This is a genomic window from Methylobacterium marchantiae, assembly GCF_042679825.1.
GTDB classification, from domain to species: domain Bacteria; phylum Pseudomonadota; class Alphaproteobacteria; order Rhizobiales; family Beijerinckiaceae; genus Methylobacterium; species Methylobacterium marchantiae.
This window is the reverse complement of the sequence record NZ_JBHTND010000033.1, coordinates 1-23,174: the sequence shown is the minus strand read 5'-3', so window position 1 is coordinate 23,174 and position 23,174 is coordinate 1. Positions and strand designations below refer to the sequence as shown.

General features: G+C 67.4%; 17 protein-coding genes. 11 read left to right on the top strand and 6 right to left on the bottom strand.

The window, feature by feature from the left end:
* Positions 1-18 precede the first annotated feature (18 nt).
* From ACFQ4G_RS18760 to ACFQ4G_RS18750, 3 genes are all read right to left on the bottom strand, one after another.
* On the bottom strand, positions 19-3,135 hold the full coding sequence (locus ACFQ4G_RS18760) for an MdtB/MuxB family multidrug efflux RND transporter permease subunit (protein WP_238207103.1): 3,117 nt from the start codon (positions 3,133-3,135) through the stop codon (positions 19-21).
* A gap of 187 nt (positions 3,136-3,322) precedes the next feature.
* On the bottom strand, positions 3,323-4,732 hold the full coding sequence (locus ACFQ4G_RS18755; protein ID WP_238207105.1) for an MdtA/MuxA family multidrug efflux RND transporter periplasmic adaptor subunit: 1,410 nt from the start codon (positions 4,730-4,732) through the stop codon (positions 3,323-3,325).
* Between the two features lie 284 nt (positions 4,733-5,016).
* Positions 5,017-5,157, bottom strand: coding sequence for a hypothetical protein (locus ACFQ4G_RS18750; RefSeq protein ID WP_238207107.1), 141 nt, complete (start codon positions 5,155-5,157; stop codon positions 5,017-5,019).
* Positions 5,158-5,580: 423 nt separating this feature from the next.
* On the opposite strand from ACFQ4G_RS18750, the gene ACFQ4G_RS18745 reads away from it, so the two are divergent.
* The 8 genes from ACFQ4G_RS18745 (at position 5,581) to ACFQ4G_RS18710 (ending at position 12,813) form a co-directional block, all read left to right on the top strand.
* The gene (locus tag ACFQ4G_RS18745) at positions 5,581-6,750 is read left to right on the top strand and encodes an aminotransferase (protein WP_238207241.1); all 1,170 of its coding nucleotides are present in this window, start codon (positions 5,581-5,583) and stop codon (positions 6,748-6,750) included.
* A 96-nt stretch (positions 6,751-6,846) separates the two neighbouring features.
* A complete protein-coding gene (locus ACFQ4G_RS18740; protein WP_238207109.1) occupies positions 6,847-7,338 on the top strand; it encodes a DUF4112 domain-containing protein in 492 nt (163 codons plus the stop codon).
* A 25-nt stretch (positions 7,339-7,363) separates the two neighbouring features.
* Positions 7,364-8,539 (top strand): ABC transporter permease, encoded by a 1,176-nt coding sequence (locus tag ACFQ4G_RS18735; RefSeq protein WP_238207111.1) that lies wholly within the window; start codon positions 7,364-7,366, stop codon positions 8,537-8,539.
* 184 nt (positions 8,540-8,723) lie between these two features.
* Positions 8,724-9,944 (top strand): Gfo/Idh/MocA family protein, encoded by a 1,221-nt coding sequence (locus tag ACFQ4G_RS18730; RefSeq protein ID WP_238207113.1) that lies wholly within the window; start codon positions 8,724-8,726, stop codon positions 9,942-9,944.
* A gap of 123 nt (positions 9,945-10,067) precedes the next feature.
* Complete coding sequence (locus ACFQ4G_RS18725; protein ID WP_238207115.1) at positions 10,068-11,351, top strand: cation:proton antiporter; 1,284 nt, start codon at positions 10,068-10,070, stop codon at positions 11,349-11,351.
* A gap of 273 nt (positions 11,352-11,624) precedes the next feature.
* On the top strand, positions 11,625-11,834 hold the full coding sequence (locus ACFQ4G_RS18720) for a cold-shock protein (protein WP_026176335.1): 210 nt from the start codon (positions 11,625-11,627) through the stop codon (positions 11,832-11,834).
* Positions 11,835-11,969: 135 nt separating this feature from the next.
* Positions 11,970-12,332 (top strand): DUF6481 family protein, encoded by a 363-nt coding sequence (locus ACFQ4G_RS18715; protein WP_026176334.1) that lies wholly within the window; start codon positions 11,970-11,972, stop codon positions 12,330-12,332.
* 283 nt (positions 12,333-12,615) lie between these two features.
* Complete coding sequence (locus tag ACFQ4G_RS18710; RefSeq protein WP_238207117.1) at positions 12,616-12,813, top strand: hypothetical protein; 198 nt, start codon at positions 12,616-12,618, stop codon at positions 12,811-12,813.
* A 105-nt stretch (positions 12,814-12,918) separates the two neighbouring features.
* Here ACFQ4G_RS18710 and ACFQ4G_RS18705 read toward each other — a convergent pair whose 3' ends face one another.
* Together ACFQ4G_RS18705 and ACFQ4G_RS18700 are read right to left on the bottom strand one after the other, a co-directional pair.
* A complete protein-coding gene (locus tag ACFQ4G_RS18705) occupies positions 12,919-13,455 on the bottom strand; it encodes a Dps family protein (RefSeq protein ID WP_238207119.1) in 537 nt (178 codons plus the stop codon).
* A 200-nt stretch (positions 13,456-13,655) separates the two neighbouring features.
* Positions 13,656-14,576 (bottom strand): L,D-transpeptidase, encoded by a 921-nt coding sequence (locus ACFQ4G_RS18700; protein ID WP_238207120.1) that lies wholly within the window; start codon positions 14,574-14,576, stop codon positions 13,656-13,658.
* Positions 14,577-15,328: 752 nt separating this feature from the next.
* Here ACFQ4G_RS18700 and ACFQ4G_RS18695 point away from each other — a divergent pair.
* Together ACFQ4G_RS18695 and ACFQ4G_RS18690 are read left to right on the top strand one after the other, a co-directional pair.
* Positions 15,329-16,555, top strand: coding sequence for an exonuclease SbcCD subunit D (locus tag ACFQ4G_RS18695; protein ID WP_238207122.1), 1,227 nt, complete (start codon positions 15,329-15,331; stop codon positions 16,553-16,555).
* A 144-nt stretch (positions 16,556-16,699) separates the two neighbouring features.
* On the top strand, positions 16,700-17,701 hold the full coding sequence (locus ACFQ4G_RS18690) for a catalase family peroxidase (protein WP_238207124.1): 1,002 nt from the start codon (positions 16,700-16,702) through the stop codon (positions 17,699-17,701).
* A 24-nt stretch (positions 17,702-17,725) separates the two neighbouring features.
* On the opposite strand, the gene ACFQ4G_RS18685 is transcribed toward ACFQ4G_RS18690, so the two are convergent.
* Positions 17,726-21,262 carry a hybrid sensor histidine kinase/response regulator gene (locus ACFQ4G_RS18685; protein WP_238207126.1) on the bottom strand — a complete coding sequence of 1,179 codons (3,537 nt, stop codon included), beginning with the start codon at positions 21,260-21,262 and terminating at the stop codon, positions 17,726-17,728.
* A gap of 365 nt (positions 21,263-21,627) precedes the next feature.
* Here ACFQ4G_RS18685 and ACFQ4G_RS18680 point away from each other — a divergent pair.
* A partial coding sequence (locus tag ACFQ4G_RS18680; protein ID WP_379040813.1) for an AAA family ATPase occupies positions 21,628-23,174 on the top strand: 1,547 nt, incomplete at its 3' end.

Genomic DNA, 23,174 nt, shown 5'->3' with positions numbered 1-23,174 from the left:
CAGCGACAAGATCCTGGCTCACAGCGTCACCCCCACCGTCTTCGCCCCGCCGCCGCGCCGGGTGAACCGCCGCTCCAGCCGGTCGAAGGCGAGGTAGATCACCGGGGTGGTGAACAGGGTCAGGACCTGGGAGACGATGAGGCCGCCGGCGATGACGATGCCCAGCGGCTGGCGCAGTTCAGAGCCGACGCCGGTGCCGAGGATGAGCGGCACCGCCGCGAACAGGGCGGCCAGCGTCGTCATCAGGATCGGGCGGAAGCGCAGGAGGCAGGCCTCGTAGATCGCCTCGCGCGGGGCCATGCCGTCCTCGCGCTCGGCCTGGAGCGCGAAGTCGATCATCATGATCGCATTCTTCTTCACGATGCCGATGAGGAGCACGATGCCGATGACGCCGATGATGTCGAGCGGCATGCCGTAGAGCATCAGGCCGAGCAGGGCGCCGATCCCGGCCGAGGGCAGGGTCGAGAGGATCGTGATCGGGTGGACGAAGCTCTCGTAGAGCACGCCGAGCACGATGTAGACGGTGACGATAGCGGCGATCACCAGGAAGAGCTGGTTCGAGAGCGCCGATTCGAAGGCGAAGACCGAGCCCTGCGGCACCACGCGGAAGCTCGGCGGCAGGTCGATCTCCCTGCGGGCTTCCTCGATTGCCTTCACCGCCTCGCCGAGGGCCGCGCCTTCTGCGAGGTTGAACGAGACGGTGGTGGCCGGGAACTGGCCGAGATGGCTGATCAGCAGCGGCGCCCGGCGCTCGCTGATCCGCGCCACCGCCGAGAGCGGCACTTGTCCGGACGCCACGGTGGAGGACGGCAGGAAGATGCCGTTGAGGCTGTCGAGGGTCTTGTGCAGGTCGGGATCGGCTTCGAGGATCACCCGGTACTGGTTCGACTGGGTGAAGATCGTCGAGACGATGCGCTGGCCGAAGGCGTCGTAGAGGGCGTTGTCCACGGTGGCGGGTGTGATACCGTAGCGGCCGGCGGTTGGCCGGTCGATGGTGACGTAGGCCGCGAGCCCGTTGCCCTGGAGGTCGCTCGCCACGTCGGAGAGGAGCGGAGAGCGCTGCAGGGCCTGGACGAAACGAGGCACCCAGGTATCGAACTCGGTGAGGTTCGGGTTCTCGAGGATCACCTGGTACTGCGTCGCGCTCACCGCCGTATCGATGGTGAGGTCCTGCACCGGCTGCATGTAGAGGCGGATGCCGGCGACCCCTCGCGTGGCCTCCTTCAGGCGGCGGATGATGGCGCTGGCATCGGTGGCCCGCCCCTCGTGCGGCTTCAGGTTGATGAGGAAGCGCCCGGAATTCAGCGTCACGTTCTGCCCGTCGACGCCGATGAACGACGACAGGCTCGCCACATCCGGGTCCTGCAGGACGATGCGGGCGAGCTGCTGCTGGCGATCGGCCATCTCCGCGTAGGAGACGGTCTGGTCGGCCTGGGTCACGCCCTGGATCACGCCGGTATCCTGGACCGGGAAGAAGCCCTTCGGGATCACCACGAACAGATAGGCGGTGAGCGCGATGGTGCCGAGGGTGACGATCAGCGTCAGCCCTTGGTGGTTGAGGACGACGCGCAGCATCCGTCCGTAGCCGGAGATCACCCCCTCCATGGCGCGCCGGCCCGCGCGGGCGATGGAGCCCTCGCGGCGGGCCGCTTCCGGGGCATGCTTGAGCAGGCGCGCGCACAGCATCGGCACGAGGGTGAGGGAGACCACCGCCGAGATCACGATGGTGGCCGCAAGCGTGATCGCGAATTCGTGGAACAGGCGCCCGACCACGTCGCCCATGAACAGGAGCGGGATCAGCACCGCGATGAGCGAGACGGTGAGCGAGATGATGGTGAAGCCGATCTCGCGGCTGCCCTTCAGGGCCGCCTCCATCGGTGAATCGCCCTCCTCCACATGGCGCGCGATGTTCTCGATGACCACGATGGCGTCGTCGACGACGAAGCCGGTGGCGATGGTGAGCGCCATCAGCGACAGGTTGTCGAGGGAGAACCCGTAGAGATCCATGATCGAGAGCGCGCCGATCAGCGAGAGCGGCACCGAGAGGCTCGGGATCAGCGTCGCCGACAGGCTGCGCAGGAACAGGAAGATCACCAGCACCACGAGGCCGATGGCGAGCGCCAGCTCGACCTGCACGTCATGCACCGAGGCGCGGATGGTGGTCGTGCGGTCGGTGAGCGGCGTCACCGTGATGGCGGCGGGCAGCGTCCCCTGCAGCTGGGGCAGCAGCGCCTTGATCTTGTCGACGGTGGCGATGACGTTGGCGCCGGGCTGGCGCTGGATGTTGAGGATGACGGCGGGCGTCTCGTCCATCCAGGCACCGAGCTTGGTGTTCTCCGGCCCGTTGACCACGTCGGCGACGTCCGAGAGCCGCACCGCCGAGCCGTTCTTGTAGGCGATGATCGCCTGCTCGTAGGCCTTCGGGTCACGGATCTGGTCGTTGGCGTTGATGGAATAGGACTGGGTCGGACCGTCGATCGTGCCCTTCGGCGTGTTGACGTTGAGGTTGGTGATCGTGGTGCGAAGATCGTCGATGTTGAGGCCGTAGGCGGCGAGCGCACGGGAATTGAAACGCACGCGAACGGCCGGGCGTTGGCCGCCGCCCATGCTGACGAGGCCGACGCCGGAGACCTGGCTGATCTTCTGGGCGAGCCGCGTCTCGGCGAGGTCGCGCACCTCGGTGAGCGGCATGGTCTTGGAACTCAGCGCCAGGGTCAGGATCGGCGCGTCGGCCGGGTTGACCTTGGCATAGACGGGCGGTGCCGGCAGATCGGAGGGCAGCAGGTTGCCCGCCGCGTTGATCGCCGCCTGGACCTGCTGCTCGGCGATGTCGAGACCGAGATCGAGGCTGAACTGCAGCGTGATGACCGAGGCGCCCGCCGAGCTCTGCGACGTCATCTGATTGAGGTTGGCGAGTTGGCCGAACTGCCGCTCGAGCGGCGCCGTCACCGCCGAGGTCATCACCTCCGGGCTGGCGCCGGGATAGAAGGTCTGGACCTGGATCGTCGGGTAATCGACGGAGGGCAGCGCCGAGACCGGCAGGTTGAGATACGAGACCATGCCGACGAGCAGGATCGCCAGCATGAACAGCGTGGTCGCGACCGGCCGCAGGATGAAGATGCGGGACGGGTTCATGGGGCGAGCCCTCCCCCCACTTGATCTCGGACCTGCCCGGCCGTCGGCGTGAAGCGCCACGCGCTCCCTCTCCTGGAAGGAGAGGGAGCCGTGGTGCCCGTGCGATCCGGCCGGACCTTGGCCAGGAAAAAGATCGATGTGACGACCGATACGTCGAACACCGCACCAGTCACAGAAAGCACAGCGCTCATTGCGCCGCCGGCCGCTCTCTGCGGCGCTCGCGCTTCTGCGACGGGTTTTCGGGCGGTGTCCCGGCCGCGGGTGTCGATGTCGTGGCCGCGGCGTCCGTTGCGGGTGCGGCCTGGCCGGCAGCCGCGGCTTCTCCGGGAGGCGGAGCCTGACCCTTGCCGCCCTCGGTGACACGGACCTTGGCGCCGTCGCGCAGACGATCGGTTCCATCGACGACGACACGATCGCCGACCGCCAGCCCCTTGGTGACGGCGGTGCGCGATCCATCAGCCTCGCCCGGCGTGATCGGGCGGACCACGACCTTGTCGTCGCCGTCGAGCAGGTAGACGTAGGCACCGGGGGTCCCACGCAGGATTGCGGCGGTGGGAACGATGGGCGTGTCCCGCACCGTGTCCACGATGAGCTTGGCATTGACGAACTGGTTCGGGAAAAGGCTCTCGTCCTTGTTCTCGAACAGCGCGCGCAGCTTCACCGTGCCGGTGGTGGTGTCGATCTGGTTGTCCACGGTGTCCAGGGTGCCGGTGGCGAGCACGTTGGCATCGCCCCGGTCGTAGGCGGTCACGCCAAGCTTCGCGCCCGAGCGCAGGCGCCGCATCACCCGCGCGACATCGTCTTCGGGCAGGGTGAACACCACCGAGATCGGATGCAGCTGCGTCACCACCACGATGTTGGTGGACGCAGCGGTGACGTAATTGCCCTGGTCGATCTGGCGCAGGCCGACGCGGCCGTCCACCGGCGAGACGATGCGCGTGTAGGCGATGTTGAGCTTCTGCTGATCCACCTGGGCCTGATCGATGGCGACCGTCCCCTCGTTCTGCTTCACGAGGGCACCTTGCGTGTCGACGTTCTGCTTGGAGATCGAGTCCTGAAGGCTGAGACGCTGGAAGCGGGCGAGGTCGAGCTTCGAATTCTGCAGCAGCGCCTGATCGCGGGCGAGCTGCCCCTGATACTGTGCGAGCTGGGCCTCGTAGATGCGCGGATCGATCTGGGCGAGGAAGTCGCCCTTCTTCACGGTCTGGCCCTCGCGAAAGCCGATCTCCATGAGATAACCGCTGATCTGCGACTGGATGGTCACGGTAGCCAGCGGCGTCACCGTGCCGAGCCCCGACAGCACCACCGGGATCTCACCTGTCGAGACCGTGGCGATGCCGACGGCCTGAGGCATGTCTCCGGAGCGACCGCGGGCACCCTTGCCGCGCGCCGGTGCGCCGTCGGTCGTACCCTCGGTCTTGGGCGCGGGAAAGAACCTGGGCGCGAGATAGAACTTGTAGCCGGCCGCTCCCGCTCCGGCGAGGAGGAGGATCAGGATGATCCAGGTGCCCGCGCGGCTTCGCCGGCGCGTCGGCGCCTTGGGAGTCGGTCTGAATTCCCGGGCCGTTTCGGTCCGGACGGGCGATTGTTCGTTCATGCCTCGACGATCCGACCGCTCGTTTCCGAGCGGCAGCGCATAATGTGGACGAAATGGCGACGGGAGTCCCGACGCAACAGGGGGCTCGGCCACCACGCCGCGGGGCGGCGCTCACGGGCGGGCCCGAAGGCGTCGGGTGAAGGCCGGAAGGCCCGGCCTGTCGGTCGATCGATCAGCATCGTCGCCAGTCCTGGCCGTCCATTGCGACACCAGTACGGCGCGGAGGTTTCCCGGCTGTTTCTAGGGGCCGGAGGAGTCGCCCGAAGCCGGGCTCTCCGGCGCCGTCACGGCAGCGGCTTCGACGGATAAGCGTCCACCACCGCGCGATAGGAGGCGTCCGGCGGTGTCACCGGAACCGCGAGACGCAAGACCGCACCCGCCAGGGCGATGACGATGGCGAGGGCACAGCAGGTGCGGGTGCTCAAAGGGTCGTCCTCGTGATGCGGCGTCCGGGATCGGTACCCCGTGACATCGTCGAAGCACAAGCGAAACGCGAAAGGCCGCCACTCCGCGGAGAGTGACGGCCTTCTTCTCGGGAATGATCGGCTTCTTGGGGAAGAATCGGCTTCTTGGGAAGGACCGGAGCGGTACGTCGCCCAACCGAAACGAGGGGGCGGTGTTCCTGTTGAGCGGCGACCGCTCCGGCCATGGACAGAAGTTACGTTACACCTGATGAATGTCAACAATCGTCAGGCGCCGCGCGCAGAACCTGACAGAGAGGCGTGCCATCGCGCACATTTTCGAGGCCTCGCTTCGCCGCCCCGAACGCCCGTGCTACCGAAGCGGACATGCCTTGCGCTCAAGAGCGAGGCATGAGCGAAACCCAGAGAGACACGAGCGTTTTCCGGATGAACTCCGTCTTCGCCGACCTGCCCAATACCGTGTTCGACGTGATGTCGGTGCTGGCGCGAGAACTCGGGGCGATCAATCTCGGCCAGGGCTTTCCCGACGATCCCGGCCCGGCGGATGTGCGCGAGAAAGCGGCCGAGGCCCTGCGCCACGGTTACAACCAATACCCGCCGATGATGGGCCTGCCGACCCTGCGCCGTGCCATCGCCGCGCATTATCGTCGCCACCAGGGTCTCGCCCTCGATCCCGATACGGAAGTCATGGTGACATCCGGCGCTACGGAGGCTCTGGCCGCGAGCCTCCTCGCCCTGGTCTCGCCCGGCGACGAGGTGGTGCTGTTCGAGCCGATGTACGACGCCTACCTGCCGATCGTCCGGCAGGCCGGCGGCATCCCGCGCTTCGTCACCCTGCGGCCCCCGTATTTCCGCCTCGACGCGGCCGCGCTCGCGCAGGCCTTCTCCGAGCGCACCAAAGTGGTCGTGCTCAACAACCCGCTGAATCCCACGGCGACCATGTTCCGCGACGACGACCTCGCGCTGCTGGCGACGTTCTGCGAGCGTTTCGACGTCACCGCGATCTGCGACGAGGTGTGGGAGCACGTGACCTTCGACGGCAGGGCGCACCGCCCGCTAATCGGTTTGGACGGCATGCGCGACCGCACCGTGAAGATCGGGTCGGCCGGCAAGATCTTCAGCCTCACGGGATGGAAGGTCGGCTTCGTGATGGCCTCTTCGCCTTTGCTCAAGGTGGTCTCCAAGGCGCACCAGTTCCTCACCTTCACCACCCCGCCGAACCTCCAGGAGGCGGTGGCCTACGGTCTGGCCAAGGACGAGGCCTACTTTCTCGACATGCGGGCGCGGTTCGCCCGCTCGCGCGACCGGCTCAGCGCCGGCCTCACCGAACTCGGGTTCCGGGTCCTACCATCGCAGGCGACCTACTTCCTCACCATCGATATCGGCGAACTGGGGCCCCGGCTCGGCTGCGCGGACGACGTCGCCTTCTGCCAGATGCTGGTGCGCGAGCACGGGGTGGCGGCGATCCCGATCAGCGCCTTCTATGCGCAAGGGGCGGTGTGCAACCTCGTGCGGCTCTGTTTCGCCAAGCAGGATGCGACCCTCGATGCCGCTCTCGACCGTCTCTCCGGACTGATGCGGAGCAGGAGCGCATGAGGGCTCCGGGCCGCGCGAGCATGCCGCTTGCAGGTGGCCGTGGCCAGGGCCACATCCTGCATCATGACCACGACGCGCATCCCCCGGAGCCCCGCCATGGCCTTCAACGACGCCGTCTTTCCCGCCCGCGATTTCGACAAGCGGACCCAAGACGAGCGGGCGCAAGAGTCGAGCGCGACGCGCTTCCAAGTCCAGCCCGACAGCCGGGAGGCGACGCTCCTTCGCCTCGAACAGTTCGCCCATGTCATGGACACGGCGTTCCTGATCCCCGGCACCAACCGACGGGTGGGATTGGATGCCGTCGTCGGCCTCGTTCCGATCATCGGCGATGCCGCGGGCATGCTACTCGCCTCCTACATCGTCTACGAGGCGCGCCGCCTCGGTGCGCCGAAATGGCTCCTCGCCCGGATGGCCATGAACGTGGCTTTCGACGGCGTGATCGGTGCCGTTCCGATCGCCGGCGACATCTTCGATGCGGCGTTCAAGGCCAATCGCCGCAACGTCCGCCTGCTGCGCCGCCATCTCGAGAAGACCGGCGGACTGCGCCCCAACGAGATAGAGGGAACCGCCGTCCGTCTCGACGGCTGATGCGCAATCCAATAGGGGCGGACTCATGAACGAGATCGCCCGCCCCGCGGAAGCCGTCCCCGTCGAAATCCCGCCTCCCCTCGTGCACTCGGCACGGGGGCTGTCGCCGCTGAACCGGCGGCGGCTCGCGAATTTCCGGCACAACCGCCTCGGCTTCTGGTCCTTCGTGATCTTCGTCGGACTGTTCACCCTGAGCCTGTTCGCCGAATTCATCGCCAACGACCGGCCCCTGGTGGTGTCCTACAAGGGCGAGATCCTATTTCCCGTCCTGATCGACTATCCGGACGAGAAGTTCGGCGGCTTCTATGCGCGGCCGAACTACCGCTCTGCCGAGACGCGGCAGGAGATCGCCGATAATGGCTGGGCGATCTGGCCGCCGATCCCCTATTCCTACGACACCATCATCGACGGGCTGCCGACCCCGTCTCCCTCGCCGCCGACCTGGATGCTCACCGACGAACAGTGTCAGGCTGCGGCCAAGCAGCGTGGCGAGGAAACCGCCGGGAGGGCCGGGTGCAGGGGGCTGGAGATGCACTGGCTCGGCACCGACAACACCACCCGCGACGTGCTGGCCCGCGTGATCTACGGCTTTCGCATCTCGGTGCTGTTCGGGCTGATCCTGGCCATCGTCTCCTCGGTGATCGGCGTGATCGCCGGGGCGGTGCAGGGCTATTTCGGCGGCTGGGTGGATCTCAGCCTGCAGCGCTTCATCGAAGTGTGGAGCGGCATCCCGACCCTCTACCTGATCATCATCATCTCGGCCTTCATCGCACCGGGCTTCTTCGTGCTGCTCGGCATCCTAATGCTGTTCTCCTGGGTGGCCCTGGTCGGCGTGGTGCGGGCCGAGTTCCTGCGGGCGCGCAACTTCGAATACGTCCGGGCCGCCCGTGCGCTGGGCCTCTCCAACATCCGCATCATGAGCCGTCACCTCCTGCCCAATGCCATGGTGGCGACGCTCACCTTCATGCCGTTCATTCTCAACGGCTCGATCGGGACGTTGACCTCCCTCGACTTCCTCGGCTTCGGTCTGCCGCCCGGATCGGCCTCGCTGGGCGAGTTGCTGGCCCAGGGCAAGGACAACATCCAGGCGCCCTGGCTCGGGCTGACCGGTTTCTTCGTCGTGGCGGTGATGCTGAGCCTGCTCATCTTTGCCGGCGAGGCCGTGCGCGACGCCTTCGATCCCCGCAAGACGTTCAAGTAGGGAAACACGTTAAAGTAGGGAAACCGCGGATCGAGCAGGCCAGCCGCGACGACTTTCGCGTTTTAATCCCCCGCGCGCCTCCACCGCAGGTCCCGATGGAATCCGATCGGGCCGACGCGCGTTGTCGGAGGGCGGCGTCAGTGATCCGGCCGCGAGATTCACTCCTCTCGGATCCGGAGACCCGATGTCCGACCCCGCGAATATTTCGCCGTCCCGTCGTCTGTTCATGGCCGGCAGCCTCGCCGGCATCGGCGGCGTGCTCGCTTCCGACCGCGCCGCGTCCCAGGCGATCCCGACGACGCCCATCGGCCGGCCCGAGCCCAAGCTCGATCAGCCGCCGCCGCTGCCGCGCGACAAACATCTCGGCTGGGCGGTGGTGGGGCTCGGCGACTTCGCCCAGGCGCAGGTCCTGCCCGCCCTGGAGAGATCGCGGCGCTCGAAGACCGTCGCCCTCGTCTCCGGCAATCCGGAGAAGGCCAAGGCCGTGGCGGCCCGATACGGAGTCGAGTCCGGCGGACTCTACGATTACGGCTCGATGGGCAAGATGGCCGACAACACGGACATCGCCGCGGTCTACATCGTGACGCCGAATTCCACGCATGCCGACCTGACGATCAAGGCACTGGAGGCCGGCAAGCACGTCCTCTGCGAGAAGCCGATGGCGACCACGTCCGCCGATTGCCAGCGGATGATCGACGCCGCGAAGGCCGCCGACCGGCGGCTGATGATCGCCTACCGCGTCCATTGGGAGCCGCACAACCTGCGCGCCAAGGCGATGATGGACAAGGGCGAGTTCGGCGAGGTCCGGTTCGCCTCTTCCGACCATCACCGCCCGCTGGAGCCGTCGCGTCCGCGTGACCAGTGGCGCATCCTCAAGGCCGTGGCCGGCGGAGGGTCCCTGGTCGATATCGGCATCTACGGCCTCAACGGCATACAATGGTTCCTCGGCGAGAGCCCGTCCTCAGTCTCGGCCTCCATGTTCTCGCCACCCGACGATCCGCGCTTTGCCGAGGTCGAGGACGTGTTCACGGCACAACTGGTCTTCCCGTCCGGTCGGCGTGCCACGGTGTCGTCCGGCTACACTTCCGACAAGAAGCGGATCGACCTCTGGGGCGAGAAGGCCGTGGCCACCCTCGATCCTGGCACCGCCTATCAGGGCAACCGCCTCGTGGTCGGCAATGCCAAGCGTGCCGACGAAATCCTGACGGTGGAAGGTGACGCGGTGCAGTTCACCGGCGAGATCGACCACCTGTCGCAGGTGATCGCCGAGGGCGGGGAACTGCGCACGCCCGGCGAGATGGGCCTGCGCGACATGCGCCTGATCGAGGCGCTCTACCAAGCGGCCGCGACACGCAGATGGGTCGACCTCAACCCCGACATGACGATTCGGTCGGGCGCGCTCTGAGGGCGAATGGGAGAGGCCGCCCGCGGGTTGGGCCTCTTCGTGGGAAATTGTGCGGCTGAGATCGGTCTTGCGTATGGGTCGTGATGATTCCGGCGAAGAACGTGCAGGGACAAGTCGGTTGTCATGGACGCGTATGTACTCATGCTCGGCGGTTTTGGAGCACTCGTCCTCCTCACCGCCTGGCTGCCGATGGTGCTCCGGCAATTGCCGCTGTCGCTCCCGATCTGCTGCGTCGCGATCGGGGCCGGCCTTTCGCTGATCCCCGGAATGGCCGACCTTTCGCCGCAGCCCCAGCACCACCTGCGGCTCATCGAGAGGGTCAGTGAATTCGTCGTCATCATCTCGCTGATGGGCGCCGGACTGAAGCTCGACCGCCGCATCGGTTGGAGACGCTGGATGGTGACATGGCGCCTGCTCGCCCTCGCCATGCCGCTGACGATCCTCGTTCTCGGATTCCTGGCCTCGAACCTGCTCGGTCTCGGCATCGCCTCCTCGCTGCTCATCGCGGCATCGCTCGCGCCGACCGATCCGGTCCTCGCCTCCGACGTCCAGGTCGGACCGCCTTCGCAGGGCGACGAGGACGAGATGCGCTTCGGCCTCACCTCCGAGGCCGGACTAAACGACGGGCTCGCCTTCCCCTTCGTCAACCTCGCCATCGCGCTCGCCGTCTCGAACGGCTTGAATGCGGGCGAATGGGCCGAATGGGTGGGGATTTCGCTGGTGTGGAAGATGTTCGCCGGCATCGTCCTGGGCGCCGCCATTGGGCGAGGTCTCGGCTGGCTGACCTTCCATCTTCCGAACCGGGCCCGCCTGTCGCGCACGGGTGATGGTTTTGTCGCCCTCGGCATCACCTGCCTGACCTATGCCGTCGTGGAGGCGGTGCATGGCTACGGCTTCGTCGGCGTCTTCGTGGCGGCCTTGGCGATGCGATGGTCAGACCGGGGCAACGACTACCATCACGCCCTCCACGGATCGGCCGAAGCCTTCGAGCGCCTGGCGATGATGGTGCTCCTCGTGGGTTTTGGCCTCGCCATCGGCGCCGGCCTCCTGCAGGGCATCGGGTGGCAGGGCGTCGCCTTCGCATTTCTGGTGATCTTCGTCGTCCGGCCGCTCTGCGGTTGGATCAGCCTCATCGGGCATGACAAGCCCGCCAGCGAGCGGGCCGTGATCAGCGTCTTCGGAATCAGGGGGCTGGGCACGATCTACTACCTCGCCTTCGCCCTCGGGCATGCGGGGTTCGAGCAGCCGGGGCTGCTGTGGAGCACGGCCGGGTTGACCATCCTCCTGTCGATCATCCTGCACGGCGTATCCGTGTCACCGATCCTCGGCTTCCTCGACCGCCGCAGCGGACGCGACACCGAGAGCGCTCAGCTCGACCTGCCGCTGGTCTCGTCGCCCGCCGAATGATGCTCTGCCGAAAATGGGAACGGCACCACGAAATGCCGGACATTCTCCAAATTTCGCGCGGCGCCCTGAAACATAAAACGCAAGTTTTTCGTGCCGTTTGCTAAATCGTCTCACTGGGAGTACACAACAGAGATCGATCGGTGATCAGATTTTCTTTTGCGTGAGTCGCGAGACTCCCTTTAGAGAGTCAGGTTCGGGTCGAGACAACGGAGAAGGCCGTGCATCTTCGTGCGGACCTCCGAACTATGATGCCCGCAAGGGCGAAGGATTATGATGGCTGTCGGTACTGTTAAGTGGTTCAACGAGCAAAAGGGCTTCGGCTTCATCCAGCCGGATAACGGCGGCAACGACGTGTTCGTGCACATCTCCGCCGTAGAGCGCGCAGGCATGCGCGGCCTCGCCGAAGGCCAGAAGGTCTCCTACGAGATGGAGACCGACAAGCGCAGCGGCAAGCAGTCCGCCGGCAGCCTCCAAGCCGCTTGAGCCAAGTGAGGCTCTTTTAAGAGCTTCACTATGGACTAAGAGCCGCTCTCCATTGGAGAGCGGCTTCGTGCGTTTTCGATCTTCCCCTTATCTTCCTGCGGCGCTGCCTTGCCGCTTCCCAAACCAGGATTCTGTGTGAGCCAATTCAACGAAAACTCCATGACCGACCGCCTCAAGGCTTCGCAGGAAGCCCGTCAGGCCGCGCTGGCGCGTTTCCGCGACCGCCCGGCCGCCGACGATCCGACGGTGGTCGCCCGCAAGGCCGAGCGTGAAGCGATCGCCCGCGAGCGCGAAATCCGCGTCGCCGCCCGCGAGGCCGAGCGCGCCGCAGCCGCAGCGCAGGCCGTCGCAGAGGCCGAGGCCGAGCGCGAACGTCAGGCCATCGAAGCGGCTCGTGTCGCCGAGGAGAAGATCGCTCTCGCCGCTGCCGCTCGCATCGAGCAGAAGCAGCAGCGCGATGCGCGCTACGCCGCGCGCAAGGCCAAGGCGCGCAAGTAAGATCACGAGCCCGAAGCATCGGCTCGACCCGCGGAATTCGCTTTCCGCGCACGAGCATCGAAGTTCCGACAGTTCGGTGTCGCCGCCGCGGTCGTACGGTCGGGGCGGCCAAGGTCGGATGGGGTTAGCTCGTGTCCTCGCGGGGGTTCGAGCGCCGGGCGGCATCTCCGGACGGGGCTGCCGCTGGACTCGTCACTTTCCGAAGCGGGAAGGCGACGCGCGATCACCAATACCCGTCCGAGGGCGCGGAAGCGTTCCGCGTCAACTCAGAAAGGCAAACCCCATGGCCCACAAGTTCAAGCTCGGGCAGCGCGTGCGCCGCGCGCGCATCGGTTATGCCGATGCCAAGACCGATCCTGCAGACGTGTTCGAGATCGTCCGTCTCGTCCCCGAGGACCAGACCGGCGAGCCATTCTACCGGATCAAGTCCGGTGGCGGTGAGCGCGCCGTGCGCGAAGGCGAGATTACTCTCGCGTCGTGAAGACGGTCTCTGCTCCGGTCAGGCCGGTGGCAGACACTATCAAAAAGGCCCCGCATCCTTCGATGCGGGGCCTTTTTCGTAACTCGATGCTCTCGCTGGCCTGGATCAATGGCCGCTGTCGGTGGCGTTGCGGGTCGCCTCGTAGAGAAACCAGGTCCGCTCTTCGGACTGGTCGATCCACTCTTCCAACAGGCTGGTGGTGGAGACGTCCTTGGCCTCGTCCGTCACCTCATGCAGCTCACGCATATTGGCGGTGAGGTTCTTGTTGTCGTCGCGCAGCTCGGCCAGCATCTCGAGGGGGCTGACATAATCGGCGTCGTTGTCCTCGACACGGGAGAGCTTCGATGCCTGCCCCAGCGAGCGAAGCGTCGTTCCACCGATCTTGCGGGCACGCTCGCCGACATCGTCGATGATGCCGAAGATCTGCTGGGACTGTTCGTCGAGCATAAGGTGGTAGTCGCGGAAGTTCGGGCCGCTGACATGCCAGTGAAAGTTCTTCGTCTTCACGTAGAGGGCAAAGAGGTCGGACAGCAGGACAGTCAGACCTTCGGCGATCTTCTTGGTCGCCTCGGGGGCCAGATCGGTGGGGGTATTCAGGCGGTCGCCGTCGACGCGCGTGCGCCCGCTCGAGCTCTTTGCCATGACGTCATAACTCCGGTTGGATTTCTATCGCGGGCGGCGTCCAGCGCACGCCCCGTGACGGGAAAAAGCCAGAGATGCGGGGGAAGTTCCGATTCTTCGCGTCGAGTCCGGGATGAACTCTCGCAGTCGTTACTCCGGGTTCGGGAGATTCCCGATCGCCGCGGCAGAAATCCGGCGGGTCGAGCCCGCCGGTAGACGCATCAGGTCAGCACAACGACCCGCGAACCGATCTCGACACGACCGTAGAGGTCGATCACGTCCTGGTTGATCATGCGGATACAGCCGGACGAGACGCTGAGGCCGATCGTTTCCGGCTCGAGCGTTCCGTGGATGCGGTAGAGCGTGTCCTTGTTGTCCTGCCAGAGGTAGTGCGCCCGCGCACCGAGCGGGTTGCGCGAGCCGCCCGGAACGCCGAGGCCGCTCTGAAGCTGGCTCACCGAGCGCGCGAGCTTGGGCGTGCGGGCGATCATCTCCTTGGGCGGGTACCAGTCCGGCCACATCTGCTTCGAGTTCACCGTCGAGACGCCGGACCAGGAAAAGCCCTGCTTTCCGACGCCGACGCCGTAGCGCCGCGCCCGGCCGTTGGCCTGGACCAAAGTCAGGTGGTGCGCGCGCGGATCGACAACGATGGTGCCCGGAGGCTCGGTGCCGGTATAGGCGATCTCCTGGCGGAGGAAGAGCGGGTTCGCCTTGCGCCAGTTGAAGGCATAGACCGGGAAAGGCTCGTCGGTGATTGCCGCATACGCCCTGGCGTAGTCGATCGGCCCGTTGTCCACCGGACGCGAGACCTGATCCCCCTGGTTCGCCGGCGGCTGGGCCGCCCTCCGACGGGCATTCGGATCGGCATAGGGATCCGCATCCGGATCGTCCTCGAAGCGCGGCGCGCTCGTGCGCTCGCGATACGGCTCGTAGCGCCCGCCGCGGCGGCGGTAGAGGCGACCGGCGTCGTCCCGGTAGAGACGGTCATCGTCATAGGGCCCGTATCCGTCGTCGGACTCGAGAGAGAGGCGGCCGCGAACCTGTGCCAGGGCAGTGAGCGGGGAACCGAGGATCGTGAGCGCCGCCCCCGCTCCGCTCAGGAGGGTCCGGCGATTGAAAGGAGGATTGGAGCGTTCGGGCATGGATTGCTCAGAGATGGGCCGCTCGCATGGGCGCGAGGACTAAAGCCAAGATTGGGCGGTGACTTAGCAAGACCAGGGCTCGCCGTCACGCGAGGACCATTGCTGACCAGCATTGCGGTCGGATCGGGTCCGAGCCGACTTCGGAATACGGTTAATCCACGGGACCTTCATCATGCTGCGAAAATGAGCAGGAGATGTCCGGATTCCACTGACCTTTGCGATTGCAAAAACCTCCCGGCGCATCGACATAAGCTCACGCTTTTCAAGATCATCGAATCATCGGAAGACGGACCAATCCTGTGCCGATCTCTTCGTTCGCACGCCTTGGTGCGTCGTCTCTGACGCTCGCCCTCGGCCTCCTCCTCGCCGGGCCGAGCCCGATCCTCGCCGGCCCGAAGCCGGCTCAATCGGCGGCCGCGTCCAAGGCCGTCGATTCGTCCCGAACCAGATCCGCCAAGAAGACGAGGTCGGTGAAGGCCAAGCCGGCCCCCGCCGCGACGGGATCACTCGCCAAGGAAGCTGGCTCGACGAATACGAGTTCGACAGACGCCCCGGGGGTGACGTGGACATCGGCCGAGCCGGACGAACTGCGGTGCGGGCGCAGCCGCCGCAAGTTGTGGCAACCCGGCGAAGGTTGGGTGGTCAAGAACGTGACCGTTTGCCGGTAGGCTGGCGGGTAGGACGAGTCGCGGCACCGCGCTACAAAGCTTCGGCCCGGCGCCATCAGGCCCGGGCAGGGTGGGAGCGATGACGTGATCCGGGTGCTGCATACGGGCGACTGGCATATCGGGCAGTCCCTGCGTGGCTATTCGCGCAGCCACGAGCACGCCAAGGCGCTGGCCCATCTCGAAGCCATCGTCGTCACCTACGAGGTCGATGCCCTCGTCGTGGCCGGCGACGTCTATGACAGCCAGAACCCGTCGGGCGAGGCGCAGGCGCTGCTCTACGACGTGCTGGTGCGCCTGCATCGGGCGCGTCCCTCCATGACCATCGTCCTCACCGCCGGCAACCACGATGCGGCTGGACGGCTCGAAGCGCCGAGTCCGATCCTCGAGGCGATCGGCGTGCGGGTGATCGGCAATGTGCGCCGACGCGACGGCGCCCTCTGCATCGAGCGTCACCTCGTGCCGATCCTGAGGAATGGCGACGTGGCGGCGCAGATCCTGGCGGTGTCCTATCCCACCGCCGCCTGCCTGCCCCCCATGCGGAAGGAGGAGGGCTCGCCCATCGTCCGGGCGGTGCGCGCCCTCTACGGTCAGGTGATGGAAGCCGCGACGCCGCATCTTTCCGGCCTGCCCCTTCTGCTGACCGGGCACCTGCATGTGGCCGGGGGAACCGAGTCGGAGGGTGCCGAGCGCCGCATATTGGTGGGCGGGGAGCATGCCGTGCCGCCGGACGTGTTTCCCGCCGAGGCCGATTACGTGGCGCTCGGCCATCTCCACAAGGCGCAGTCGATCGGCGGCGGGATGGTGCGCTATTCCGGCTCGCTGATCCCGCTCTCGGCCACCGAGCAGCCCTATGCCCACGGGGTCAGCCTCGTCACCCTGGGCGACGGGCCGGCACGGGTGGAGCACATCCCGATCCCGCGGCCGGTCCCGTTCCTGCGCTTGCCCGCGCGCGGCGACATGCGGCTCTCCGAACTCGGCGACCATCTCAAAGCGCTGGGCCTCGACCCGGCCCTGCCGATGGAGGAACGGCCCTATATCCAGGTCCGGCTCGCCCGCGAGGGGCTGGGACCGGGTCATCGGGCGGAGGTCGACCGGATCGCGGAGGGCTTCCCGGTGCGCATCGTCGACACCCGTGTGACGGCCTCAGCCGACCCGGTCGCGGAGGCCATCGACGCGGCGCCCCTCGTCCGCCTCTCCGAGCGCGACCCGGAAGACCTCTTCCGCCTCGCCTTCGAGCGCGTGCGAGGGACACCGCCGGCACCGGAGCATCTGGAGGTGTTTCACCGGGTCCGCGCCGAGGCCGAAGTCTGAAAGAGATGGCCGGGGGAGCGTTCTCCCGTTCCGATCGGCTCTTGTCACGATGTCGTTACCCTGCACATAGTCTAATTCGATTGTGCGCCATCGAGATTCGCCGGCCACCGCCGATGCGAGCCGGGCGACGGGGGAAACAGCGCCATGAGACGGAAGATCATCGGATCCACGGTCGTCGCGACCGGCTGTGCCGTCGCGCTCGCTGCCGTCTCCGGCAACGTGGTCCGGGCCGAGGAGGCGGATGCCGCCTCGATCGTTGGCGCCCAGTTCGCCGCGGGCGGCAACAAGCCCGGCGTGCGTGCCAGCGGCGCCAAAGGTGTCTGCGTCTCGGGGCAGTTCACGCCTTCCGCCGAGGCCGCGAGCCTGTCGAAGGCACCGCAATTCGCCAAATCAGTCCCGGTGACGGCCCGGTTCTCCATGGGCGGCAGCAACCCGAAAGTGTCGGACAAGGCCAAGCCCGTGACGCGCGGCTTCGCCATGCGCCTGCGCGATCCGGCCGGCGACCTCGTCCTCGTCATCATCTCGGCGCCGGTCTTCTCGGCGCGCACGCCCCAGCAGCTGTTCGAATTCGCCTCCGTCCGCGCTCCCGGCCCCGACGGCAAGCCCGATGCCGAGAAGATCAAGGCCTTCGGCGTCGCCAATCCCGAGACCACGAAACAGGCGGCCTGGCTCAATGCCCGGCCGGTGCCGGCGAGCTATGCCGGCGTCGATTACTGGGGCGTCCATGCCTACACGCTCACCAACGCCCGGAACGAGGCGAATGTGGTGAAGCTGAAGACCGTCGCGGCCGCGGGCCAGCTCGGCCTGAGTGAGGACGACATCAAGACGAAGCCCGACAGCTTCTATGCCGATGAGCTGAAGGAGCGCCTCGCCCAGGGGCCGGCCACCTTCTCCCTCGTGGCGATCCGCGGAGAGGCCGGCGACCCGACCGCCGATCCGACCGTGATGTGGCCTGAGGACAGCCGCAAGACGACGCCGCTCGGCACCATCGCGATCCACGCCCTGGAGCCTGACGCCACCTGTGACGCGGCCACCTTCGATCCGGTGGTGGATCTCCCCGCCGGCATCGCCGGCCCGGCCGACGATCCGATGTTCGCGATCCGCTCACCGGCCTACGCCGTGTCGCTGTCGCGCCGCTCGCAGTAGCGCCGACGACGTCTCCGGCCGGGTTCAGCCCTGGCCGGAGACGATCATGTCCTTGATCCGGCTCGCCAGCACCTCCATCACGAAGGGCTTGGTCAGCACCTGCATGCCGGGCTCCAGATGCCCGTTTCCGACCACCGCATTCTCGGCATAGCCGGTGATGAACAGGATCTTGAGGTCGGGCCGCGCCACGCGCCCCGCATCGGCCATCTGGCGGCCGTTCATGCCGCCGGGCAGGCCGACATCGGTGACGAGGAGGTCGATGCGCACGTCGGATTGCAGCACCTTCAGGCCGGACGCGCCGTCGGCCGCCTCGATGGCGGTGTAGCCGAGCTCCTCCAGCACCTCCGTCACCAGCATGCGCACGGTGGGCTCGTCGTCGACGATCAGAACGGTCTCCCCCCGCTGCGCGCGCGGGGCGGCGGCGAACTCGCCGGCCTCGTCGATCTCCGAGGCCTCGCCGTAATGACGCGGCAGGTAGAGGCACATGGTCGTGCCCTCGCCGAGTTCGGAATAGATCCGCACCTCCCCGCCCGATTGCCGCACGAAGCCGTAGATCATCGACAGGCCGAGGCCGGTGCCCTCGCCCAGGGGCTTGGTGGTGAAGAACGGATCGAAGGCACGGGCGATCACCTCCGGCGTCATGCCGGTGCCGTTGTCGGTGACGCAGAGGGAGAGGTACTGGCCCGGCTCCAGGTTGCGCTCGCGGGCGGCATGTCCGTCGAGCCACTTGTTGGCCGTCTCGATGGTGAGGCGGCCGCCATCCGGCATGGCGTCCCGGGCATTGATGCACAGGTTGAGCAGCGCGTTCTCGAGCTGGTTGGGATCGACCAGGGCCGGCCACAGACCGGCGGCACCCACCACCTCGATCGTCACCGCCGGCCCCACCGTGCGGCGGATCAGCTCCTCCATCCCCGAGACCAGCGCGTTCACGTTGGTGGGCTTGGGGTCGAGGGTCTGGCGTCGCGAGAAGGCGAGGAGGCGATGGGTCAGCGCCGCCGCCCGGCGGGAGGCGCCCTGCGCGGCGTTGATGTAGCGGTCGAGGCCGGTCAGCCGCCCTTGCGCCATCCGCGTCTGCAGCAGTTCGAGGCTGCCCGAGATGCCGGTGAGCAGATTGTTGAAATCGTGGGCGATGCCGCCGGTGAGCTGGCCCACCGCCTCCATCTTCTGGGACTGGCGCAGGGCCTCCTGCGTCTGGGCGAGGGCCGCCTCGCGCGTCTTCTCGTCGGTGATGTCGCGCGCCACCGCGTAGAAGAGCTCGCCCACCGGGGCGCTGATCCAGTCGAACCAGCGATACTCGCCGCCGGCGGTGCGGACTTGGTTCTGGTGGCGCATGGTGCGGCCCTGGCGCATCGCCTCCACCACCTCCGCACTGCGGGGGAGAAAGTCGGGGTGGATGATTTCCCAGAAAGGCCGCGCCAGCAGGCTCGCCTCGTCGTAGCCGAGCACCTCCGTCCAGGCCGGATTCACGCTGAGAAGGCGACCGTCCAGCGTGCCCGACATCAGGAGATCGGGGATCAGCGTCCAGATCCGGTCGCGCTCCTTGATGCGCTCGGCGATCTCCCTTTCCAGTTCCATCCGCGAGCGGGCCAGGACCTCGCGGGCCTCCACGATTTCCTGGATCTCGGTGCAGGTGCCGAACCAGCGTACGATCCGCCCGGCGGCGTCGCGGACCGGCTGCGCCCGACCGAGCACCCAACGGTACTGGCCCGAGTGATGCCGAAGGCGGTACTCGATATGGTAGGTCTCGCCGGTGGTGAGGCTGTGCCGCCAGACCGTCCAGGCGCGCTCCTGGTCGTCGGGGTGGAAGAGCCCGTTCCAGCCCTCGCCGTCGGTGGAGCCGGCGGGCACGCCGGTATACTCGTACCAGCGCTGATTGAAATAATCGTGATGACCGTCGGGCAGGGTCGACCAGACCATCTGGTCGATGGAATCGGCGATGGCCTGGAACCGTCCTTCGCTCTGGCGCAGGCGCTCCTCCGCTTCCCGGCGCTCGTCGATGTCGATGACCGAGCCGACATAGCCGAGGAATTCGCCGTCGGTGCCGAAGCGCGGGGTCGCCGCGTCGATGGCCCAGCGATAGGTGCCGTCCGCCCGGCGCAGGCGATACTCGACGCGGAAAGGCGCCTGTCTGGCATTGGCCGACAGGAAGGTTTCCGTCGCCAGTCGCTCGTCGTCGGGATGCGTCGCCTTGGTCCAGCCGAGGCCGAGGGCCTCCTCCTCGGTCTGCCCGGTGAATTCGTACCAGCCCCGGTTCAGGTAGATACAGGACCCGTCCGGGATGGTGACCCACATCATCACCGGCGCATGGTCCGCCATGTTGCGGAAACGCGCCTCGCTCTCCGACAAGGCCTCCGCCTGCGCCCTGCGCTGCGTCTCGTCCCGCGCGATCTTGAGGAAACCCGGCGAGCGCCCCTGCATGTCCGGCGGCAGCCGGTGAAGGGAGCCGGCGAGGAACACCCGCGTCCCGTCCCTCCGCCGATGCCAGCGCTCCGCATCGGTGCGCCCTCTCTCCACCGCCTCGGCCATCTCTCGCGTATCGATGCCGTTCGCCCGGTCCTCCTCCGTGAAGATCATCGACCCGTGCCGGCCGAGCGCATCGGCGACGCTCCAACCCAGGACCTCGACCGCGCCGGCCGACCAGCTGGTGACGATGCCCTGCGGGTTCATGGTGAGGACGACATGGTCGCGCGCGCCCTCCACCACGAGGCGCAGGCGCTCTTCGCGCTCGCGCAGTGCTTCCTCGGCCGCCCTGCGCTCGCTGATGTCGCGGTAGAACACGGAGAGGCCGCTGCCCGAAGGATAGACCCTGACCTCGATCCAGATGTCCTGCTGCTTCGAGGTGTGGCGGTAGGTCAGTTCCGCCGATGCGCGCTCGGCCATGGCGCGGCGGTAGAGCGGCCAGGTCGGCATCTGCTCGGCATCCGGCCAGACGTCGAGGAGATGGCGGCCGAGGATCGCCTCGGGCGGACGTCCGTCGAGGCGCAGGCCCTCCGCGTTGATGCGGCGGACCCTGAAGTCGCGGTCGAGCAAGAGGAACCCTTCGCCCATCCCGTCGAGGACGCCACGGGCCTCGGCCTCGCTCTCCCGAAGCCGGCTCTCGGCGCTGATGCGCCCGGTCGTCTCGGTGCAGGCGCAGAAGAAGCCGGCCACCGTGCCGTCCTCCTCCCGCACCGGCGTGTAGGAGAACGCGAAATGCGTCTCCTCGGGGAATCCGTTGCGCTCCATGACGAAGGACACGTCGTCCATCTGGATGGAGATGCCTGCATAGGCATTGGCGACGATGGGCGCGAGATCGCTCCAGATGTCCGACCAGACTTCGGCGATGGGACGCCCCATCGCCTCCGGATGCCTAGCACCCATGAGCCGGGAATAGGCATCGTTGTAGAGGACGATCTGCGCCGGGCCCCATGTGATGAACATGGGCTGGCGGGCGGCGGCCATCATCCGCGTCAGCGTGCGAAGAGAGGCGGGCCAGGATTCGAAGGGTCCGAGGGGTGTCGCGGACCAATCCGTGGCCCCGATCAGCGCACCGCACTCGCCCCCATCTGCGAGGACACTCACTGCCACCCCATCTCCGTCGCGAGCCTCGATGCAGGACGGAACCGCACGTCTGCACAATTGGGGCTGGCCAACCAACGGCCAAGGTCGAACCACCGTTCCCGCCGGAGCCCTCGATCAACGAGAAGGTCGGTCATCGTCATCGCGGCGCGATGACACGAGCCGGCATCCGGTGTCAAAATCGATAGGCGCCGCCGCCGGCACCGGCTCGCGTCGTGCGGACGATCCATGTCGCATGTGGACATCGGCCCGCCGGGCGGCATCGCCGAAGCGCCGATCCGTCATCCTGCGCTATGAAGCAGCGTCATCATCCCGTTTGACGATCCGACGCTTCCGTTCCTTCATCGTTCGAAACGAGGCCACGACCCTTGCGCATCCTGGCGATCCGCGGCGAAAACCTTGCGAGCCTCGCAGCACCCTTCTGCATCGACCTCTCCGACGGTCCGATCGGCGCCACCGGCATCTTCGCCATCACCGGCGAGACGGGAGCGGGCAAGTCCACCATCCTCGACGCCCTCTGCCTTGCGCTCTACGGGCGCTATCCGCGCGTCGCCACGAGCGGACGCGAGAGGGCGCCCGATCCCGGCGGCGATCCCATCACCATCGGCGACGAACGGGCGATCCTAAGGCGGGGGGCGACGGAAGGGTTCGCCGAGGTCGATTTCATCGGCAAGGACGGACAGCGCTACTGCGCGAGGTGGTCGGTCTATCGCGCCCGCGGCAAGGCCAACGGCCGCCTCCAGAACAAGACGCGCTCCCTGAAGCGCCTCGTGGACGGCAGCTTCGTCGGCGACAGCAAGGCGGGCCTCGTCGACGCGGCGATCTGCGACCTCACCGATCTCACCTTCGACCAGTTCCGCCGCACCGTCCTGCTGGCTCAGGGCGAGTTCGACGCGTTCCTGCTCTCTGACGAAAAGGAGCGCTCCGACCTCCTGGAGAAGATCACCGGCACCACGATCTATTCCGGCATCTCGAAGCGGGTCCATGCCGGCGCCGAGGTACAGCGGGCGCAGGTGCGGGACCTCGAGACCCACCGGGACGCGGTCGGCCTCCTCGACGAGGCGGCGCGCGCGGAGAAACATGCCGAGCGGGCGCGCCTCGGGGCGGAGGTGGCGGCCCTCTCCGGCCGGCTCGCGGCGCTGAACGCGGCGTTGGACCATGCGCGGCGCGTCGCCTCCACGCGCATCCAGGTCCAGGCCGCCGAGGCCCGCCTCGCCGCGGCGCGCGAGGCGCTGGAGAGTCACCGGCACGAGAGCCAGCGCCTGGCCGAGCTCGACGAGGTCGAGGCCCTGCGCGAAGCGGCGAAGGCCGCCGATTCGATCACCCGGGATCTCGTCGCCGCCGAGGCGGCACTTGCCGGAGCTTTGGCGAAGCGTGGGGAGGCCGAGACGCGGGCGGAGGCGGCACGTCTCGCCCATGCCCTGGCCTTCGAGGCCGACGAGGCGTCTGAGGCCGGGTTCAAGGCCTTCGGACCGGACTGGACCAGGGCCGCAGATCTCGACAGCAGGATCGGCGAGGCGGCGAGGGAAGCCGCCTCCGCCATCTCCGCCGTCGCCGGCGCGGAGGCGAAGGCGGCGGAGGCCGGAGACGCCCTCGCCGATCTGGAAGCCCGCCTCGGACAGGCTGACGTCGCCTGCCGGGAAGCCGCCGCGCGTTTCGACGCCGATCGGGGCGGGGCCTATCTCGCCCCTCGCGCGCAGGAGGCCGAAGACCTCTTCGCCAAGCGCACCACCCTGAGCGCCGAGCTCACGCAGGCCAGGGCCGCACTCGCGAAGGCCGGGGACGAGGCCTCGCGCTTTGCCGGCATGATCGCCTCGGGCGAGGGAGCGATTCGGACGGCACGGGCGACGCGCGCGGCCGCCATGGAGCGCCGGGCCGAGCGCGCCGCCGCCCTCGCTGAGATGGGGGAGGCCGA

What these genes read in the sequence shown, in the direction of transcription:
- ACFQ4G_RS18730 (WP_238207113.1), top strand. Translation starts at nt 8,724, where the DNA reads ATGTCCGACCCCGCGAATATTTCGCCGTCCCGTCGTCTGTTCATGGCC.
- ACFQ4G_RS18710 (WP_238207117.1), top strand. Translation starts at nt 12,616, where the DNA reads ATGGCCCACAAGTTCAAGCTCGGGCAGCGCGTGCGCCGCGCGCGCATC.
- ACFQ4G_RS18735 (WP_238207111.1), top strand. Translation starts at nt 7,364, where the DNA reads ATGAACGAGATCGCCCGCCCCGCGGAAGCCGTCCCCGTCGAAATCCCG.
- ACFQ4G_RS18720 (WP_026176335.1), top strand. Translation starts at nt 11,625, where the DNA reads ATGGCTGTCGGTACTGTTAAGTGGTTCAACGAGCAAAAGGGCTTCGGC.
- ACFQ4G_RS18755 (WP_238207105.1), bottom strand. Translation starts at nt 4,732, where the DNA reads ATGAACGAACAATCGCCCGTCCGGACCGAAACGGCCCGGGAATTCAGA.
- ACFQ4G_RS18745 (WP_238207241.1), top strand. Translation starts at nt 5,581, where the DNA reads ATGAACTCCGTCTTCGCCGACCTGCCCAATACCGTGTTCGACGTGATG.
- ACFQ4G_RS18740 (WP_238207109.1), top strand. Translation starts at nt 6,847, where the DNA reads ATGGCCTTCAACGACGCCGTCTTTCCCGCCCGCGATTTCGACAAGCGG.
- ACFQ4G_RS18705 (WP_238207119.1), bottom strand. Translation starts at nt 13,455, where the DNA reads ATGGCAAAGAGCTCGAGCGGGCGCACGCGCGTCGACGGCGACCGCCTG.
- ACFQ4G_RS18760 (WP_238207103.1), bottom strand. Translation starts at nt 3,135, where the DNA reads ATGAACCCGTCCCGCATCTTCATCCTGCGGCCGGTCGCGACCACGCTG.
- ACFQ4G_RS18700 (WP_238207120.1), bottom strand. Translation starts at nt 14,576, where the DNA reads ATGCCCGAACGCTCCAATCCTCCTTTCAATCGCCGGACCCTCCTGAGC.
- ACFQ4G_RS18725 (WP_238207115.1), top strand. Translation starts at nt 10,068, where the DNA reads ATGGACGCGTATGTACTCATGCTCGGCGGTTTTGGAGCACTCGTCCTC.
- ACFQ4G_RS18690 (WP_238207124.1), top strand. Translation starts at nt 16,700, where the DNA reads ATGAGACGGAAGATCATCGGATCCACGGTCGTCGCGACCGGCTGTGCC.